The sequence below is a fragment of the Pseudomonadales bacterium genome (genome assembly GCA_041395945.1).
Lineage (GTDB): Bacteria > Pseudomonadota > Gammaproteobacteria > Pseudomonadales > Azotimanducaceae > SZUA-309.
Map to the genome: position 1 here is coordinate 2,253,166 of JAWKZN010000001.1, position 17,656 is coordinate 2,270,821.

General features: G+C 61.8%; 14 protein-coding genes. 10 read left to right on the forward strand and 4 right to left on the reverse strand.

Annotated features, from left to right (window positions below; translation table 11 throughout):
• The first annotated feature begins 12 nt into the window (after positions 1-12).
• From R3E82_10440 to phaZ, 4 genes are all read left to right on the forward strand, one after another.
• Positions 13-1,044, forward strand: coding sequence for a hypothetical protein (locus R3E82_10440; protein MEZ5551298.1), 1,032 nt, complete (start codon positions 13-15; stop codon positions 1,042-1,044).
• Positions 1,045-1,113: 69 nt separating this feature from the next.
• The gene (locus R3E82_10445) at positions 1,114-2,901 is read left to right on the forward strand and encodes a hybrid sensor histidine kinase/response regulator (protein ID MEZ5551299.1); all 1,788 of its coding nucleotides are present in this window, start codon (positions 1,114-1,116) and stop codon (positions 2,899-2,901) included.
• Between the two features lie 76 nt (positions 2,902-2,977).
• Entirely contained in the window at positions 2,978-4,678 is a 1,701-nt protein-coding gene (locus tag R3E82_10450) for an alpha/beta fold hydrolase (protein MEZ5551300.1), read from the forward strand.
• Between the two features lie 77 nt (positions 4,679-4,755).
• Complete coding sequence (gene phaZ / locus R3E82_10455) at positions 4,756-5,568, forward strand: poly(3-hydroxyalkanoate) depolymerase (GenBank protein MEZ5551301.1); 813 nt, start codon at positions 4,756-4,758, stop codon at positions 5,566-5,568.
• A gap of 43 nt (positions 5,569-5,611) precedes the next feature.
• Here the strand turns inward: phaZ and R3E82_10460 are convergent, their stop codons facing one another.
• The 3 genes from R3E82_10460 to R3E82_10470 all read right to left on the reverse strand — a co-directional run bounded on the left by R3E82_10460 (position 5,612) and on the right by R3E82_10470 (position 8,367).
• Positions 5,612-6,286: a DUF480 domain-containing protein gene (locus R3E82_10460; protein ID MEZ5551302.1), complete on the reverse strand. Its 675-nt coding sequence runs from the start codon at positions 6,284-6,286 to the stop codon at positions 5,612-5,614.
• A gap of 33 nt (positions 6,287-6,319) precedes the next feature.
• Positions 6,320-6,961, reverse strand: coding sequence for a hypothetical protein (locus R3E82_10465; protein MEZ5551303.1), 642 nt, complete (start codon positions 6,959-6,961; stop codon positions 6,320-6,322).
• A gap of 68 nt (positions 6,962-7,029) precedes the next feature.
• On the reverse strand, positions 7,030-8,367 hold the full coding sequence (locus R3E82_10470; protein MEZ5551304.1) for an SLC13 family permease: 1,338 nt from the start codon (positions 8,365-8,367) through the stop codon (positions 7,030-7,032).
• A 79-nt stretch (positions 8,368-8,446) separates the two neighbouring features.
• Between R3E82_10470 and modA the strand changes: the two genes are divergently transcribed.
• Genes modA through modC form a run of 3 tightly spaced genes read left to right on the forward strand, consistent with a single transcriptional unit; the run spans position 8,447 to position 11,072 of the window.
• Positions 8,447-9,253: a molybdate ABC transporter substrate-binding protein gene (gene modA, locus R3E82_10475; GenBank protein MEZ5551305.1), complete on the forward strand. Its 807-nt coding sequence runs from the start codon at positions 8,447-8,449 to the stop codon at positions 9,251-9,253.
• Positions 9,254-9,292: 39 nt separating this feature from the next.
• A complete protein-coding gene (gene modB / locus R3E82_10480) occupies positions 9,293-9,970 on the forward strand; it encodes a molybdate ABC transporter permease subunit (GenBank protein MEZ5551306.1) in 678 nt (225 codons plus the stop codon).
• A complete protein-coding gene (modC, locus tag R3E82_10485; protein MEZ5551307.1) occupies positions 9,960-11,072 on the forward strand; it encodes a molybdenum ABC transporter ATP-binding protein in 1,113 nt (370 codons plus the stop codon). Before modB ends, modC begins: the two co-directional genes overlap by 11 nt.
• 30 nt (positions 11,073-11,102) lie before the next feature.
• Here modC and R3E82_10490 read toward each other — a convergent pair whose 3' ends face one another.
• A complete protein-coding gene (locus R3E82_10490) occupies positions 11,103-11,561 on the reverse strand; it encodes an EVE domain-containing protein (protein MEZ5551308.1) in 459 nt (152 codons plus the stop codon).
• A 233-nt stretch (positions 11,562-11,794) separates the two neighbouring features.
• Here R3E82_10490 and R3E82_10495 point away from each other — a divergent pair, with 233 nt between their 5' ends.
• Genes R3E82_10495 through R3E82_10505 form a run of 3 tightly spaced genes read left to right on the forward strand, consistent with a single transcriptional unit; the run spans position 11,795 to position 17,610 of the window.
• Positions 11,795-13,243, forward strand: coding sequence for a circularly permuted type 2 ATP-grasp protein (locus R3E82_10495; protein ID MEZ5551309.1), 1,449 nt, complete (start codon positions 11,795-11,797; stop codon positions 13,241-13,243).
• 1 nt (position 13,244) lies between these two features.
• Positions 13,245-14,279: an alpha-E domain-containing protein gene (locus R3E82_10500; GenBank protein ID MEZ5551310.1), complete on the forward strand. Its 1,035-nt coding sequence runs from the start codon at positions 13,245-13,247 to the stop codon at positions 14,277-14,279.
• 43 nt (positions 14,280-14,322) lie between these two features.
• Positions 14,323-17,610 carry a transglutaminase family protein gene (locus tag R3E82_10505; GenBank protein ID MEZ5551311.1) on the forward strand — a complete coding sequence of 1,096 codons (3,288 nt, stop codon included), beginning with the start codon at positions 14,323-14,325 and terminating at the stop codon, positions 17,608-17,610.
• Positions 17,611-17,656 lie beyond the last annotated feature (46 nt).

The window sequence follows — 17,656 nt, forward strand, 5'->3', positions numbered from 1 at the left end:
CTGGAGTCTTCGATGATCCTGCACACCGTCGCAATCCTGTGGGCTGTCTCTGCACTCGCTGCCGCGGATATCGAGGTCTATCCGGGGGGGGAGATGTGCCCCAACTGGGAAGCCGCAAACGGCGCCAGGCAGGCCTATGTCCGTGCCATCGCTGCCGAGCAGGCGGGTGATCCCGAGAAAGCGTTCGGCATCCTCAAAAACAACGAAGGTGCCTGTTTCCGGCAGGGCCCGTCAGCCGATACGTTCTATCAATCCTATATCCGGTTAGCGCGCACGGTCGCCACGCGCGCCGAAGCAAACGGAAATTTCGATACGGCCATCGCTGCGCTCTACGACATCCGCCAGGCCATGTACGAGCGCTATGTCAGCCAGTTCCAGCTGGTTTCGGAAATCGGTCGCCTTCGAATGGCGAGCGCCCGCGCAAAGCCCGCGGATTTCAAACTACAGAGCGGAGTCGAAGCGGAATTCTCCGGAGCCGGCATATCCACGCTGCTCAGCCAGTACGGCACCGACTCCGAGCACGCTGCCCGAATGCAGGTCGTCGACGGCTATCTGCAAGAACTGCGAGCCAATGCCCAGACCCAGGGCGACCGACTGCTGGATGAAGAGCAGACCGCCTTCTCCGCTCGACCAGTGGGCGCCACGGATGGCACCCTCCCCCTGCTGGAGCGTGCCAGGGCCTGGATGCAGCTGGCCCGCAGCGAACGCACGGCAGCGGTGACCCGGAGGGCCATCGACCGGGGCGACAGTCTCGCCGCCCTCGATGCGCCCCATCGTCTTGAACTGGCCCAGGACTATTACCGCTTTGCGGATTCGGCCTCACATCTGGCCCGGGTACAGGCCAGGGCGAAAAAACTCGGAGATTCTGCAAACGCTCGCGCGCACTACGAGTCCGCGTCCGAGTATTATCAGATCGCCGGTCTCGAGGATCTCGCAGCAGAGGTGTTGGAGCATGGTGAGGCTGAGAACAAAGCCGCGGAGGAGAACCGACGGGAACGCTTTCAGCAGGAACAGGACGACCTGGAGCGCGAGCTCGACTTCTGAATTGCGGCTCCTCGACTACCGGTCACCTGATGACTTCCAGCCTGCCTGACGCCAGCGCCTGAGATCGCAATGACAGTCCATCACCTTCCCGGTTCGGCACCAGTCTCCGCCGATCTGTTCTGCCGATCCGTGGAGGAGCTTTTTCGCGCCCTGCGCATGGCACTGCCCCTGGTCGCCGCCATCCCGGCGGTACTTGCCGTCATGCTCTGGTCCAGCGTGGATCACCAGACCCTCGTGCTGTGGCTGGCGGCGGTGCTGCTGTCCAACCTCGGCCGCTATCTTCTGTCCCGCCATCATCTGCGGCTGCCTCGATCGGAATCCCGGTCCCGTACCCACGTTCACCTGCTGTTCGTCGCCAATGCGATCGACGGCTGTCTGTGGGGCAGCGCGGCATTTCTGTTTTTCGTCGCGGACAGCATCTCCGTACAGGTACTTGTGTACACCCTCATCGTCGGGCTGGCGGCAGGATCCATCATGGCCATGGCTTACTGGCCGGCGGCCCTCTACGCTTTCGCCGTACCCGCCGTCGGCCTCGCCGCCCTGCGCATGGCACTGGCAGGCGAACCCGCCTCCCACGCACTCGCCATCCTCCTCCTGCTGTTCCTTGCCATTCTGTTCGCGACACTGCATCTGGCTCACCGCAGCGCGCGCGGTTCGATCGAACTGCAGTTCGCCAATCGGGAACTGATCGAGCAGCTCAAGCTGCAGAAAGAAGCAGCCGAGCAGGCGAACCTGGCCAAATCGAAGTTCCTCGCCGCCGCCAGCCATGACCTCCGGCAGCCGCTCCACGCCCTGGAGCTGTTTGTCTCGGTACTGACTGAAAAATCCCGCGGCAATGACAACGAATCGTTGCTTGCGAACATCAATCGTTCACTGGGCGCGCTGTCGAGCCTCTTTCAGAGCCTGCTCGATGTGTCACGACTCGACGCCGGTGTCATCACCATCCATTCCCGGGACTTTGAACTGGGCAGATTGTTCGAACCGCTCATCGCGGAGCATGCCCCTCTGGCCTCCGCCAAAGGCCTGACCCTGAACTGGGATGGTCGCGACGCCAGGGTGCACTCGGATCCTGCCCTGGTGGAAAGGATGCTGCGCAATCTGCTCTCCAATGCCATCCGCTATACGCCGGGTGGTTTCATCCGCTTGAACGCGGAAATCCGGGGTCAAGCAGTATGCATTCGAGTCACGGATTCCGGTATCGGCATACCCGCGGATCAGCAGCGGGAGATCTTCGAAGAGTTCGTTCAGTTGCACAATCCTGAGCGCGACCGGGAACAGGGGCTCGGCCTGGGCCTGGCGATCGTCCGGCGTCTGGCTGAGCTCCTGCAGACAGAAGTCCAGGTTGATTCAAACCCTGGTAGTGGATCCACGTTCAGTTTCACACTGCCGACAGCTCAGCATATGGCAGGCACTGAAACTCCAACTGCATCAGTCACGACGGAAAACTATCGCCAGCACCTCCTCGGTGGACGGCTGATCCTGGTCATCGAAGACGAAGCGGCCATTCGCGAAGCCATGCGCACTCTGCTCTCAAGCTGGGATTGCCGGGTACTCCTCGCCGAGGACCTTGCCGGCGCGCTGGCTGCGATCGCTCAGACCGACGCAATCCCGGATGTAATCGTGGCAGACTACCGTCTGCGTGAGAGTCTGACCGGTGCCGAGGCCATCCGCGCAATAGAGGCTCAAATCGGTCATCGGGTACCGGGTGTGGTCATCACTGGCGACACCGCACCGGAGCGCATCCGCGAAGCCCAGGCAGCTGGTTATGCGCTGCTCCACAAGCCCGTGCAGGCCGGAAAACTGCGCGCCCTGCTCACACACCTGACCCTCGACAGCACCCGCCACGTCCGCTCCTGACGCAACCGGAAGTGTCACCTGTCCTGCGTTGACGGTAGTGTCATAATGGCAACCCCGCAGGAGGAGAGCAGCGCGCATGTCGGAAGCAGACACATCCGGATCGAAGATCAATCCCACCCTGAACCCGGAAGACTTCGACGATCCCGTAACACTGAACCCGGTCATCGGACTGCGCTTCGCCGATCTGCTCGCCGCAGGTCGGGTGGTACTGCGCCAGGCGCTGCTGCAGCCCAACCTCGTCGTCGAACAGATGGCGCGCTACAACCAGGAACTGCTGCGTATCCTGACCGGCACCTCCGAGCTGGACGCGGACCCGAAAGATCGCCGTTTCATCGACAAAGCGTTCCGGGAGAATCCGATCTTCGGTTTCAGCAAGAAGAGCTGGCTGGCCTGGCGGGCGAGCCTCAACGAGTGGGTGGACGGCAATGAATTCGAGGGCGTGGACCGCGACCGGGCCCGTTTCATCGTGAATCTGATCGCAGACGCTCTGGCCCCCACCAATTTCCTCTTCAGCAATCCATCCGCACTGCGCAAGGCGCGGCAAACGGGTGGTCGCAGTCTGGTCAACGGGCTGCGGAATTTCATCGGCGACATGCTGAACAATCATCAGATGCCGTCCCAGGTGGACAAGACTGCATTCACCGTCGGCGGCAACCTCGCCAACACGCCCGGTTCGGTCGTTTTCCGCAATGACCTGATAGAGCTCATTCAGTACCAGCCGACAACCGCACTGGTCTGTGCGCGTCCTGTCTTTATCGTCCCGCCCCAGATCAACAAGTATTACCTCTACGATCTGAGCCCGGAAAAGAGCATGGTGCGCTATCTCGTTGGCCAGGGACTGCAGGTATTCGTGATTTCCTGGCGCAATCCCCAGGCAGAACTGCGCCATATGGGTCTCGATGCCTACGTCGCAGCCATCGAAGAAGCCCTGCGCGCCACCCTGGAAATCACCGGCCAGGAAGATGTGAATGCCGTCGGCGCCTGCGCCGGTGGCATCACCCTGTCGCTGGCCCTCGGGCACTTCGCTGCGCGCGGCTGGCAGCCGGCTCATTCCCTGACGCTGATGGTGAACGTACTGCGCTTCGGTGATGCGGACTCGGTGATGAGTATCTTCACCACGCCGGCCACCATCGACGCAGCGCGCAAACGCTCTGCGCGACTCGGTGTGCTGGATGGTTATGACACGGCCAAGGTGTTCAACTGGATGCGCCCTAACGATCTGATCTGGAATTATGTGGTCTCCAACTATCTGCATGGCGAAGACCCGCCCACATTCGATGTACTTTACTGGAACAATGACTGCACACGGCTCCCCGCCCAGCTGCACGCTGACTTTCTCGACCTCTTCGACGGCAAGTCTCTGGCGCGGCCGGGGAGCGTGGTAGTTGGCGGTACACCCATCGATCTGAAACAGACAGGCTTCGATGTCTTCATCACCGGCGGCACCACGGACCACATCACACCCTGGAAGGCCTGCTACCGATCTGTGCCACTGTTCGGTGGCAAAGTTGAGTTTCTGCTGAGTTCCGCCGGACACATCCAGAGTGTGCTGAATCCTCCCGGCAACCCGAAGGCCGTATACTGGACGAATGACAACACACCGGGCAATCCGGACGAATGGAAGATGGGCGCAACCCAACACAATGTGTCCTGGTGGACCTGCTGGTCGGAGTGGCTCAGAGCACGCGGCAACGGCGAACTGCCCGCCAACACCACCCCCGGCAGCGCCGTTCATGCAGCCCTCTGCGACGCACCCGGGACTTACGTTTTCGAATGAGCACAGGGATCAGCCGGTTGATCCTGGGGATTCCAGACTAGTGGACTGCAACAAACATCCCGACTCAGTCTGCTAGGATGCCTCTGCACTTCCAGTATCTGGACATCGACGGCCACCGTTTGCGCGTGGCCGAACGCAATCGTCATGCCCGGCACACGGGCACGCTGCTGATCTTCAACGGGGTAGGTTCTGCCATCGAGGTACTCACCCCGTTTTTGAAAGCGCTCGACAGCCACCACATCCTGACCTTCGATGTTCCCGGCGTCGGCGGATCGAGCACACCGATGCTGCCGCGACGCCTGCGCCACTATGCGGCGACGGCCGCTGGAGTACTGGAAGATCTGGATATCGAGCGCTGTTCCGTGATGGGCATCTCCTGGGGCGGCGTGCTGGCTCAGCAGTTCGCACTGCAGTTCCCCCATCGCCTGGATCGGCTGATTCTTGCAGCCACCTCGCCGGGCCAGATCATGGTGCCACCCGGTCCGCTCACTCTGCTGCGGATGGCGACACCGCTGCGCTACCTGTCGAGTGCTTACTTCGAGCAGATCGTGGGCTCGATCTACGGTGGTGATTTCCGCGATCGGAGTAATACGATCGCGCGCGAACACGCCAGGCGCATGGTACCTCCCAGCCTGCTCGGCTACTTCCAGCAGACGTCCGCACTCTGGGGCTGGTCGAGCCTGCACAGACTGCATCGCCTGAAAGTTCCGACTCTGATCATGGCAGGCGCAGACGATCCGATCATTCCGCTGATCAACGCCCGGATCATGGCGTTTCTCATTCCCGATGCCCGGCTTGAGATCTTCGACTGCGGGCACCTGTTTCTGCTCACCCGACTCGAGCGCTCGGTTCGACTGGTGGAAGAATTCCTCGCAACAGCCAGCACCTAGTAGTCGACTACCCGCATGCGTAATCGGTTGGCCGGTCCAGGGCCTAAGTGTCATTCTCCAACAGCCCGCGCAGTCGGGTGATTTCCGCTTCAAGCTTTTCGATCCGCGCTTCCAGTTCGGTCACCCGGGCTGCGGATTCCGCAGTCGGCGGTGGCGCCTCGCGGGTTTGTACCCGAGTTGCAGCGGCAGGTCGGGCGATGGCGGGCACTGCTCCGGAAAACAGCTGAATCCACTGGGCATCCCGTCGTCCGGGCTGGACGGGCAGTTCTGCCACGACCGGCCCCCCTTCCCGCTGCGCGAGTTCTTCCAGGGCCGCCAGCACTGCGTTGTTATCAGAAAAGGTGTGCAGACGACCGCTGTTGGCGCGAAGTTCTCCCGGGGTGCGTGGGCCGCGCAGGAGGAGTACACAGACGATGGCAAACTGGGGCGGATCAAACTGATAGTCACTGAAGGGGGTATTGCAGAGACGCTGGGTGTATTTCTCCACCTGGGTACGAAAGTTCTCCTCCACCCGCACCAGGTGCTTGTCCTGCAGCGAGCGGATCGTCGCCTTCACGGTGCCCGGTTCCAGCGACATCACCGGCTCCCGGGACGACTTCTGATTGCAGGCATTGGTGAGCGCGTTCAGGGTCAGCGGGTACTGGTCCGGAGTGATCACGGATTTTTCCATCAGGCACCCGAGCACACGGACTTCATTGGTCGTCAGCTGTATCGACACTGCATCATTCCCGGAAATTTCTGGCGCGGTGGATTATGCGCCCGATCGGCCGCGTGGCGCGCGTCCGACCAACCGATCGAGCAGCAGACCGAGCAGAGTCAACAGCAGAGCGAGCAGCAATCTGGGATCGCCCGCATGAAACCAGGGATCCGCGGGGAAGGCGATGGTTCGTGCCATAGCGGCGATCTTGAACTCATGCGGGTCCTGGAAATCCGGGTTACCGGCAATCTCGAGCAGATCCCGGCGGCTGCGGTAGCGCATGAAGGCTGCCTGACTCCAGCGTCCATGCCCGTCGATGCCCCATACATCCAGGGCCTGTGCAGCAGCCTGACCCATGATCACCGGATGGCAGGCGCGGGAGAGGAGCGCCGGCCACATGTAGGCCATGTAACGCTCGAGCACCTCGGCGGAACTCTCGCCGGGACTGATGCCCGGTACCGCGACCGGAGTGTCCTTGAGCTGAATCACATTCATCATCACGAAGTCATCACCGGTATCCGATTCCAGAAATTCACGGAGACGCATAAGCTCCTCGGGAGCGGCTCCTCTGGTTTCCAGGCGACCGATATACTCGTCGATCTCGGCCGGGGTGAGTGGACCCCCGAAGGATGTATACCAGAAAAAAAACAGGCCATAGATCAGGATCAGTGATCCCCAGATCCTTCGACTGTTCATCGCAATCTCCTGAAGACAGTCCTCACGGGTGTGATGCTAAGACCGGTCACCCGTGACGATCCTCATAATCAGCCATGCAGCGGCGCACTGAAAAAATCAAAGAACAGGACGAACACGAGGCTGGCCACCACCAGTGTCAGCAGCATCGCGGGGGTACCTTTACGGAACCACAGCCCGGGGGTGATGGCGAGTGAAGGATCTCCCCGTTCTCTCGCCAGCCGCTCGGACACAGTCACGATGAACACATTGGCGGTAGAGCCCACATGGGTGCCGTTGCCACCCATGCCCACACCGACCGCAAGCGCCCACCACAGGGGCGTGGTATTGATTCCCTGCGCTTCAATACTCTGGATGATCGGTATCATCGCCGCAGTAAACGGGATGTTGTCGATCAACGCAGAGAGAATGGCTGCCACCCACAACAGGGCGATCGTCGAAGTCAGCAGATCCTTCTGTACGATGGGCTCAATGAACTGACCGACATACTGCAGAAACTGGCTCTGCTCCACGCCGCCAATGAGTACAAACAGGGAAATGAAGAAAGTCAGAAGCGCGATTTCGACACGCTCGTAAGCAGCATCCAGTGTGACACCGGGTGCCAGAAAGACCAGGAGGGTCAGCCCCACCGCCGCGGCCACCCAGGGTTCCCAGCCCAGAGGCTCATGCACGAGAAACAGTATCGACGTCACACCCAGCGCGATCAGCGCGGACCGCCAGGTTTTCGGATCGGCCACATGATACTTCTCCGGAAAATCGACAGCGGCACCCACACCAGTCAGGTCCCTGCGGAAGCTGAATCGCAGCAGCAGGAGGATCGACAGCCAGCACAGCAGAACCACCCCGCCCATGTGCAGGAAGAACGTATTGAAATCGATGTCCGCCGCAGAGCCGATCATGAGGTTGGGCGGATCGCCAACCAGCGTCGCCACACCACCGGTGTCTGAGAGCAGGGCAGCGGCCAGCAGATAGGGTATCGGACTGACTTTCAGCGCCTGGGTGATGAGGATGATCAGCGGCGCGAAGATGACCACCGTGGTGACGTTGTCGAGGATCAGCGACAACAGGGTGACCGCGCTACCGAGGAAGACCAGCAACAAGTAGAGTCGACCCTTACTCCAGCGTGCGAGCCGATAGGCCAGTGCATCGAAACCGCCGGTAGGCAGCATGATGGACACAATTGTCATCATGCAGCCCAGCAGAAACACCACGTTCCAGTCGATCGCATGCAGTGCCTGGTCGGGGCCGTAGAAGCCAAGCAGCTGTCCGGCAACAATCATCGCCCCTGCTCCCGCCATCGCAAATCGTGTACGGTCGAGATTGTGGAAGCGTTCGGTGAAAATACCGAGAAAGGTCGCGGTAAGAATGACACCTGAAACCAGCATCGGCAGATTCCATTCGAGACCCATACCAGCACACCCCAGGATTCGGATGGGCGCGGAGTATATAGATCGGCGCGCCCCGGGAATATGGATCCTGCGAAAGGTATTGACCCGCCGCACAGAGTGTCCCGGTCACCGTCGAGCTGACCGGAAGATTCGCCGTTTTCAGGGGTTACCGGGTTTTGTCGCCGGGCTGCTGATTGCTCTGGCAGGCACCAGCCACGCTGACACTGCAATGGTCGCGGTGGCGGCAAATTTCAGCGATGCCGCGGAAGCGCTGCGCCGGAACTTCGAACAGGACCGGCCGCACCGGCTGACTCTGGTCAGCGGCGCGACCGGTAAGCTTTACGCCCAGATCGTTCATGGTGCGCCCTTTGATATTCTGCTCGCCGCGGACGACCTGCACCCCGGTCTGCTCGTGCAGAAAGGCCAGGCTGTGGCGGAAAGCCTCTGGATCTACGCACGCGGCCGCCTGTGCCTGTGGAGCCCGGATCCGCAGCGGATCGCCACAGATCCGGTGGCCACGCTCAGAACCGCGTCCGGAAAACTGGCAATTGCCAACCCGGAGCTCGCACCTTACGGTCTTGCGGCGCTGGCGACCCTCGAGTCCCTTGATCTGGCTGACCGTTACCGCGGGCGGCTGGTGATGGGCGAGAACGTGGCTCAGGCCTACGCCATGGTTGCAACCGGCAACGCCGAACTCGGCTTTGTGGCGCTGTCGCTGATCCGCGCGCCCGGGCGAACCCGTCAGGGCAGTTACTGGCTGGTGCCCGCGGACCTGCACAGTCCCATTCAACAGCAGGGCGTCCTGCTGCTGCGGGCGAAGCACAACGACGCGGCTGTGGAATTCATCGAGTATCTGAAATCTCCCGCCGCGCGAACTCTGATGGATCGGTTTGGATATGACACCTAAGGAGCCTCTGATCAAGCATCAACGCCTCAGCGTGACCCGATGACCCTGCCGGACCTGACTCCCCTGTGGCTGAGTCTGCATCTCGCCGCGCTCACCACGCTCATTCTGCTCGTGACCGGCACACCACTGGCCTGGTGGCTGGCCCGCACCCGCTCCCGGCTGCGACCGGTGGTAGAGGCGGTGACCGCGCTGCCCCTGGTGCTGCCCCCTACCGTGCTCGGCTTCTACCTCCTCATCCTGCTTTCTCCCGCTTCGCCGATCGGAGGATTCTGGATGGACATCACCGGCACTACCCTGACCTTTTCCTTCCTGGGCCTGGTCGTCGCCTCAGTGCTCTACTCTCTGCCATTCATGGTGCAGCCGCTCGCCACGACTTTTGAGAGTATCGGCAGAGGACCCATCGAGGCCGCCGCCAGCCTGGGTGCTACACCCCTGGACGCCTTTTTCAGCGTCGTCTGTCCGATGGCGGCCCGGGGATTCCTCACCGCCATGGTGCTGACCTTTACCCACACGATCGGTGAATTCGGTGTGGTTCTGATGGTCGGCGGCAACATTCCCGGCGAGACAAAAGTGATCTCTATTGCCATCTATGAACACGTGGAAACCCTGCGCTATCCGGACGCACACATTCTGTCGCTGGGGCTGGTGGTGTTCTCCTTCCTTGCACTGGTGCTGATCTACACCCTGAATCGTCGGAGCACGGCCGATGTCCGCTGAAGCTTCCGGCGCTCTGCTGCGTCTGGCTGTAACACTGCGGCGCGGCGCCTTTACGCTGGAGATCGATGAGCACATCCACCTCGATGGGGTAACCGCCGTATTCGGCCCCAGCGGGGGCGGCAAGAGTACCCTGCTGCGGACCATTGCCGGGTTCGACCGGCCGGAGCGCGGCGCCATCGCTTACGGTTCACAGGTCTGGTTCGACGCCGCCACCGGTCTCCATCTGCCCGCCCACAAACGCCCGGTCGGCCTGCTGTTTCAGGATGCGCGTCTGTTTCCCCATCTCGATGTGCGCGCCAATCTGCACTATGCCCAGCGGCGCCGCCGGCGCGAACTCGATGCCTTCTCCTTCGACCACGTGGTCAGCGCACTCGATCTGATTACCCTGCTGCCGCGCCGGGTGACCGCCCTTTCCGGCGGAGAGCGCCAGCGGGTCGCGCTCGCCCGCACGCTCCTCACAGCACCCGGGCTGCTGCTGCTCGACGAACCGCTGGCCGCCCTGGACCGCAAGCGCAAGGCTGAAATCCTCCCTTATCTCGACGACCTGCCGAAACGTTTCGGTATCCCCACCCTCTATGTCAGCCACGACATCGACGAGGTCGCCCATCTCGCACATCAGGTGCTGGTCATTGCAGAAGGCCGGGTCCGAGCGCGGGGCTCGACGGCTGCCATCCTCGAACGCCTGGATCTGGAACCGGTGATGGGGCGCTTCGAAGCCGGCGTGCTGGTGGAGGGTCGAATCAGGGCCCACGATACCCGCCTGCACATCACCGAAGTGGACGCCTGCGGCATTGTGCTCACCCTGCCGCTGCTCGAGCGCATACACCCCGGAGAACCTCTGCGCCTGCGCATCCGCGCGCGCGACGTCGCGATCGCCACCCGGCAGCCCGAGCACATCAGCATCCGCAACGTACTTCCCGGCGTGCTGGTGAGTCTCACCGAGGAGCCCGGCAGTGGTTCGGCGGAAGTGAATGTCGACGTGAACGGGGTGCATATCCGCGCCCGCCTGACGCTGGCGGCGGTGGAAGCCCTCGCCCTGACACCCGGTATGCCTGTTTATGCCCTGGTGAAAAGCGTGAGTTTCGAACCCTTCAGCGGCTGACGGGCCCGCACCCGCAGACCGGCGGTCCGGTCAGCCGATCATCCGAAGGATTTCACGTCTGTGGGCGGCGCTGACCGGCATCACCGAGAGCCGGTTCCCACGCCGGGTCAGGGCGAAGTCGGCAAGCTTCGGGTTGTCCTTGAGCGCCTGCAGGCTGAGCACCCGATCGAACTTACGTTCGAAGCGCACATCCACGACAAACCAGGTTGGGTCTTCCTGCCGGCTTTTCGCGTCGAAATGGTCACTTTCCGGATCAAACGCGGTGACATCCGGGTGGGCCTCCCGGACCACGCTCGCCAGGCCGACAATCCCGACTTCCCTGCAGCTCGAGTGGTAAAACAACACCTCGTCGCCGATCTTCATCTCGCGCAGGAAGTTGCGCGCCTGGTAGTTGCGCACCCCGTCCCAGGACGTCGTCTGCTTCGGGGCGGCGGCCAGATCATCGATACTGAAGGTGCCCGGTTCCGATTTCATCAGCCAGCAGGTCATGTCAATCCAGATCTCTTGGAAGTCCGGGTACTCTAAGGGGACTCCGATCAAGTATCCACGGCGCGACTCCGACCGCGGTCACAGTCCGGAAATTCACTCCGCTCTCTCTCCGCGAGAGGGAGCCTCCGGGAGTCCGGCGCGGCAGGAGAACGGAAATCGTGCAATCATATCCCCCTGCGTGACTTATCAGTCGCTGATGCGGTCAATGTTCGGGGCAAAGCAACGGAAATCCAATGAAAATCAACTGGGAGACCTACGACCCAGGCACATTCTGGGACGAGCTGATGGCATCTGCGGGCACCCCGCGGTCAGAGTCCGCCAGAATCGTGCGCTACCTGGGCTCTCTCAGCGACCGGCAGCTTACCTCCCGCCAGGCGGCTGCAGAGCGCGCCATCATGGAGATGGGCATCACCTTCACCGTCTACTCGGAAGGTCAGAACATCGACCGTGCCTGGCCACTCGACATCATTCCCCGGGTCATTCCAGGCTCCGAATGGGACGTGATAGAGGCTGGACTGAAGCAGCGGCTCACCGCCCTGAACCTTTTCATCGACGACATCTACCACGACCAGCGTGCGATCAGGGACGGCATCGTCCCGGCGGACCTGATTCTGTCGTCGAAGGATTATCTGGAAGTCTGCCGCGGTGTAAACCCGCCACACGGTGTGTGGGCACACATCTGCGGAACTGACCTGGTTCGGGACAGGGACGGCACGGTTTACGTACTCGAGGACAACCTGCGCGTGCCTTCCGGCGTCTCCTACATGCTGGAAAACCGCAGCGTCATCAAGAGAGTGTTTCCCGAGCTGTTTTCCCGCACCCGTATCCGCCCGGTAGACGACTACACTCACAATTTGTTCGACATGCTTACCTCGCTTTCACCGCGCCCGCTGGATCAGCCGGAAATCGTGGTGATGACCCCGGGGATCTTCAACTCGGCCTACTTCGAGCACTCCTTTCTCGCCCAGCGCATGGGCGCGGAACTCCTCGACGGCAACGACCTGGTCGTGGGCGACGACGACTGCGTATACATGAAGACCATCGACGGACTCACCCGGGTAGACACCATCTACCGGCGGGTCAACGACGCCTTCCTGGATCCCGAGGTCTTCAACAGGGATTCCGTGCTGGGCACTCCGGGCCTGTTCCGGGCCTGGGCGAAGGGGAACGTGGGCCTGGCCAATGCGCCGGGTGCCGGTGTCGCTGATGACAAGGTCGTCTACAGCTACGTCCCCGAAGTGATCCGCTACTTTCTGGACGAAGACCCCATACTGCCGAACGTGCCGACCTTCCGCGCCAGCGACCCCAAGCATCTCTCGCACATCCTCGAGAACCTGCCCGAGATGGTGGTGAAACCGGCCAACGAATCCGGCGGCTACGGCATGCTGGTCGGCCCCGCGTCGAGCAAGTCTGAGATCGAAAAGTTCCGCGGACTGCTGAAGGCGGATCCGCGAAATTATATCGGCCAGCCCACACTCGCTCTGTCTACGGTACCCACACTGTGCGGCAACGCAGTTGAACCACGACACGTCGATCTGCGCCCCTTCGTCCTGCAGGGAGCTAAACAGGCAGTCACCGAAGGGGGATTGACCCGGGTGGCATTGCGCAAAGGTTCGCTCGTGGTGAATTCCTCACAAGGCGGCGGCAGCAAGGACACCTGGATCGTGGAGGCAAACGACTGACATGCTGTCTTCTGTAGCTCAGCGCTTTTACTGGACCGGCCGCTATCTCGAACGGGTCGAAAACACGGCGCGTCTGCTCAATGTTTACACCCAGCTGCTGCTGGACCTGCCGCCGGAGGCCGGTGTGACGATGCGCCACCTCGTGCGCATTTCCGGTGCCGAAGAACTGTTCGACTCCAAGCGGCGCTGGCCGCTGGAAACCAGCGTGGTGCGGTTCATGACCGTGGACAGGGAAAATCCCGGCTGCATCCTGTCTTCTCTGGCAGGCGCCAGAGAAAACCTGCGCACCCTGCGGGACATCGTGCCCACCGAAGGATTCAGGTCCGCCAACGAGCTCTATCTGAATGCCGATCGTAAACTGACCCGGGCTGCTATCCGCCGTCTGCGCTTCACCGTGCTGCAGGAGGTGATCGAGCACTGCCAGCAGCTCAACGGCCTGTTTGCCGGCACCATGTCCCACGGCGAAGGATTCAGTTTTCTGAAACTGGGCCGGAACCTGGAACGGGCGGACATGACCACCCGGATCATCGACGTTGCCGGTGAGCTACTGGTGGATGGCGATTCCGCACAGCTCATTGAACACGAGACCATTTTGTGGGTGAACGTGCTGCGCAGTCTGAGTGCATATCAGGCTTATCGTCAGAGCGTACGCAGCCGCATCGTTCCGGTGCGGGTACTGCATTTTCTGATGAACGACGAACTCTTCCCCCGTTCCCTGGCTTACTGTCTCGGCGAAGTGAAAGAGTCGGTAGACGCCCTGCCAAACCCCCAGGCCGCGCAGACGGCGCTGGCCAACATGAAGAGAAAAATAGACAGCGTGAGCATCCGTGAGCTTGCCAGCTCTGCCCTGCACAAGCACATCGATGATTTTCAGGTCGAACTGGCCGCCATACATACCGCCATCGACCAGACCTGGTTCCGGCACGACCGCGAACCGGGACCTGCACCCACCTCCGGGCTGGCAGCGTCGGAACCTTTGAGCACCACGACTGCCACAGACGGCGGCGTTGTGACGGATCAGTCCCAGAAACAATAGCGGCGTTTCACTAGAAGGAGCGCCTCAACAGGCATTGCCACCTATGACCATTCGAGTCGGCCTCAACCATCGAACAGAATACCGCTACGATCGCCCGATCAATCTTTCGCCCCATCTGATCCGGCTGCGTCCCGCACCCCATTGCCGCACGCCGGTGCTTTCCTACTCACTCAAGGTCGAGCCCGCGGAACACTTCATCAACTGGCAGCAGGACCCCTTCGGCAACTGGGTGGCTCGCTACGTGTTCCCGGAGAAAACCGATCACTTCAGCTTCGAGGTCGATCTGGTAGCCGAGATGACGGTGATCAATCCCTTTGATTTTTTCATCGAAGAAGACGCACGCACCTTCCCCTTTGCCTACGACAGACAGCTCGCACGGGACCTCGCGCCCTATTTCAGCATCGAAGAAAGCGGACCCAGACTCACCGAATGGGTGAATGCCATCGATCGGCGGGAAACGGAAACGGTTTCCTTTCTCACCGGCATGAATGCCCGAATCGCAAAGGAAGTCGGCTATGTGATCCGTATGGAACCCGGGGTGCAGACCTGCGAACAGACCCTGGATCTGGCCAGAGGCTCCTGCCGGGACTCGGCCTGGCTGCTGGTGCAGGTAATGCGCCACCTTGGCTTCGCAGCCCGTTTCGTTTCCGGTTATCTGGTGCAGCTCGCCGCCGACCAGAAAGCGCTCGACGGCCCTTCAGGGACCGAAGTCGACTTCACCGACCTGCACGCCTGGGCCGAAGTATTCATCCCGGGCGCGGGCTGGATCGGCCTGGACGCCACCTCAGGACTGCTCGCCGGTGAGGGACACATTCCCCTGTGCTGCACGCCGGATCCGCAGAGTGCGGCGCCGGTGACCGGCTATTCGGAGCCGGCCGAGACCAAGTTTTACTTTCACAACAAAGTGACCCGCATCCACGAAGATCCCCGGGTGACACGTCCCTTTACGGACAGCCAGTGGGAGAGCATCGACCAGCTCGGCGGCAAGGTGGACGAGGAACTGACGCTCGGCAAGGTCCAGCTCACCATGGGCGGCGAACCGACCTTCGTGTCCATCGACGACATGGATGGCGCCCAATGGAACACGGCCGCGCTGGGTGATGACAAACGGCACCTGGCCGCAGAATTATTCCAGCGCCTGGTAAAGACCTTTGCAGCAAACGGGCTCGAGCACTACGGCCAGGGCAAATGGTATCCGGGTGAGCCGCTGCCACGCTGGGCCATGTCCTGTTTCTGGCGTCACGACGGCAGGCCGGTGTGGAACGACCGCAAGCTGCTGGCCGCAGATGGCGAGGATCTCGGCCACGGACCCGAGCATGCTCAGCGCTTCGTCCAGGCACTCGCCACAACCCTCGGCCTGCCGGCCGAACGCGCCACCCCCGGCTTCGAAGACCTGTATTACACCCTGTGGCGCGAGGGCAAGCTGCCCGGCAATGTGAACCCCCAGGACAGCAAGCTCGCCGATCCGCTCGAACGCCGGCGACTCCGGTCACAACTCGAAGCCGGTCTGAATCAGATCGTCGGCTACGCACTCCCGATCCGCCACAATCCCGTGGAAGGCAGCGAACCCGCCTGGCAGACGAGCACCTGGACCTTCACCCGGGAGCACATGTTTCTGGTGCCCGGCGACTCACCGATGGGCCTGCGCCTGCCGCTGGATTCGCTGCCCTGGACGCCACCGGAAAAGCGGGAGCCCACACTCGAGCGCGATACCTTCGCACCCCGCGATGCACTCGCCGACAGCTATGCGCCTGCCGGCACCACCGCAGTCAAAGGGAAAAAAGGCAAGTCTGCAGCCGGACCGGATCCTGAAGCACCGGAGGTCATTCATACCGCCCTCTGCGTGCAGGCGCGCAATGGACGCACGCACGTCTTCATGCCGCCCATGTCCCACCTCGAACATTATCTGGAGCTCATCGCCGCCATCGAGTCCGTTGCTGCAGCAGAGGCCATTCCGGTGGTGATCGAAGGCTACGAGCCGCCCCGGGATCCGCGCCTGCAGGTGCTGCAGGTCACGCCCGATCCGGGCGTGATCGAAGTGAACATCCACCCGGCCAGCAGCTGGAAGGAGCTGGTGGAAAACACCGAGAAGCTCTACGACCTGGCCCGCAGTTCCCGTCTGGGCGCAGAGAAGTTCATGCTGGACGGCCGTCATACGGGGACCGGCGGCGGCAACCACGTCACCCTTGGCAGCAGCACACCGGAACAGAGCCCCTTTCTGCGCCGACCCTCTCTGCTGGGCAGCCTGATCACCTACTGGCAGCACCACCCGGCCCTGTCCTATCTCTTCTCCGGCGCCTTCATCGGCCCCACCAGCCAGGCACCACGGGTGGACGAAGCCCGGGATGACAACCTCCACGAACTGGAGATCGCCCTTTCCCAGCTGCCCGATGATGACAACCCGAGTCCCTGGAAGGTGGACCGGGCACTGCGCCACCTGCTGATTGACCTCACCGGCAACACCCATCGGGCTGAATTCTGCATCGACAAGCTCTATTCCCCGGACGGCCCTAATGGCCGCCGCGGTCTGGTCGAATTTCGCGCATTCGAAATGCCCCCCCATCCACGCATGAGCCTCCTGCAGATGCTGCTGATCCGCGCGCTGACCGCGCGTTTCTGGAAGTCACCAATCCACAAACGCCTGGTGCGCTGGGGTACCGAACTGCACGATCGCTTCATGCTGCCCCATTTCGTGACCCAGGATATGCAGCATGTGGTGGAAGACCTGCGCGACGCGGGCTATCCCTTCGAGCTTTCCTGGTTTGCGCCCTTCATCGAGTTCCGCTTCCCCGTATTCGGCACCGTAACCGTCGACGGCGTGGAAATCGAAGTCCGCTCGGCACTCGAACCCTGGCATGTGCTGGGTGAGGAGATGTCGGGCAGCGGCACGTCCCGTTATGTCGATTCATCCATCGAACGGGTACAGGTCATCGTGCGCGGTCTGCTGCGTGAGCGGCACCTCCTGACCTGCAACGGTCGCCAGGTGCCGCTGCACCCTACCGGTGTGCGCGGCGAGTTTGTCGCCGGTGTGCGTTACAAGGCCTGGCAGCCACCGTCGGGACTGCATCCGATGATCGGCGTGCACACGCCGCTGGTGTTCGATCTGCTGGATCGCAACGCGGAGCGATCCCTGGGCGGCTGCACCTACCATGTAAGCCACCCGGCGGGACGCAACTACGACACCTTCCCGGTCAACGCCAATGAGGCCGAAGCCCGCCGCTATGCCAGGTTCTGGCCTTACGGACATACACCAGGTCCGCAGAAACTGCCAGCCGAAGAAAGTAATCCGGATTTCCCGTTTACACTGGACCTGCGACGCCCTCCGAGTTGAAAATCCGGCAGCCGCAGGGTGCCGGTGAAATCACCAGGCCCTGTCT

Excerpts from the sequence above, each read along its gene's own strand:
- R3E82_10440 (MEZ5551298.1), top strand. The coding sequence starts at position 13 with ATGATCCTGCACACCGTCGCAATCCTGTGGGCTGTCTCTGCACTCGCT.
- R3E82_10445 (MEZ5551299.1), top strand. The coding sequence starts at position 1,114 with ATGACAGTCCATCACCTTCCCGGTTCGGCACCAGTCTCCGCCGATCTG.
- R3E82_10450 (MEZ5551300.1), top strand. The coding sequence starts at position 2,978 with ATGTCGGAAGCAGACACATCCGGATCGAAGATCAATCCCACCCTGAAC.
- phaZ (MEZ5551301.1), top strand. The coding sequence starts at position 4,756 with ATGCCTCTGCACTTCCAGTATCTGGACATCGACGGCCACCGTTTGCGC.
- R3E82_10465 (MEZ5551303.1), bottom strand. The coding sequence starts at position 6,961 with ATGAACAGTCGAAGGATCTGGGGATCACTGATCCTGATCTATGGCCTG.
- R3E82_10470 (MEZ5551304.1), bottom strand. The coding sequence starts at position 8,367 with ATGGGTCTCGAATGGAATCTGCCGATGCTGGTTTCAGGTGTCATTCTT.
- modB (MEZ5551306.1), top strand. The coding sequence starts at position 9,293 with ATGACCCTGCCGGACCTGACTCCCCTGTGGCTGAGTCTGCATCTCGCC.
- modC (MEZ5551307.1), top strand. The coding sequence starts at position 9,960 with ATGTCCGCTGAAGCTTCCGGCGCTCTGCTGCGTCTGGCTGTAACACTG.
- R3E82_10490 (MEZ5551308.1), bottom strand. The coding sequence starts at position 11,561 with ATGACCTGCTGGCTGATGAAATCGGAACCGGGCACCTTCAGTATCGAT.
- R3E82_10495 (MEZ5551309.1), top strand. The coding sequence starts at position 11,795 with ATGAAAATCAACTGGGAGACCTACGACCCAGGCACATTCTGGGACGAG.
- R3E82_10500 (MEZ5551310.1), top strand. The coding sequence starts at position 13,245 with ATGCTGTCTTCTGTAGCTCAGCGCTTTTACTGGACCGGCCGCTATCTC.
- R3E82_10505 (MEZ5551311.1), top strand. The coding sequence starts at position 14,323 with ATGACCATTCGAGTCGGCCTCAACCATCGAACAGAATACCGCTACGAT.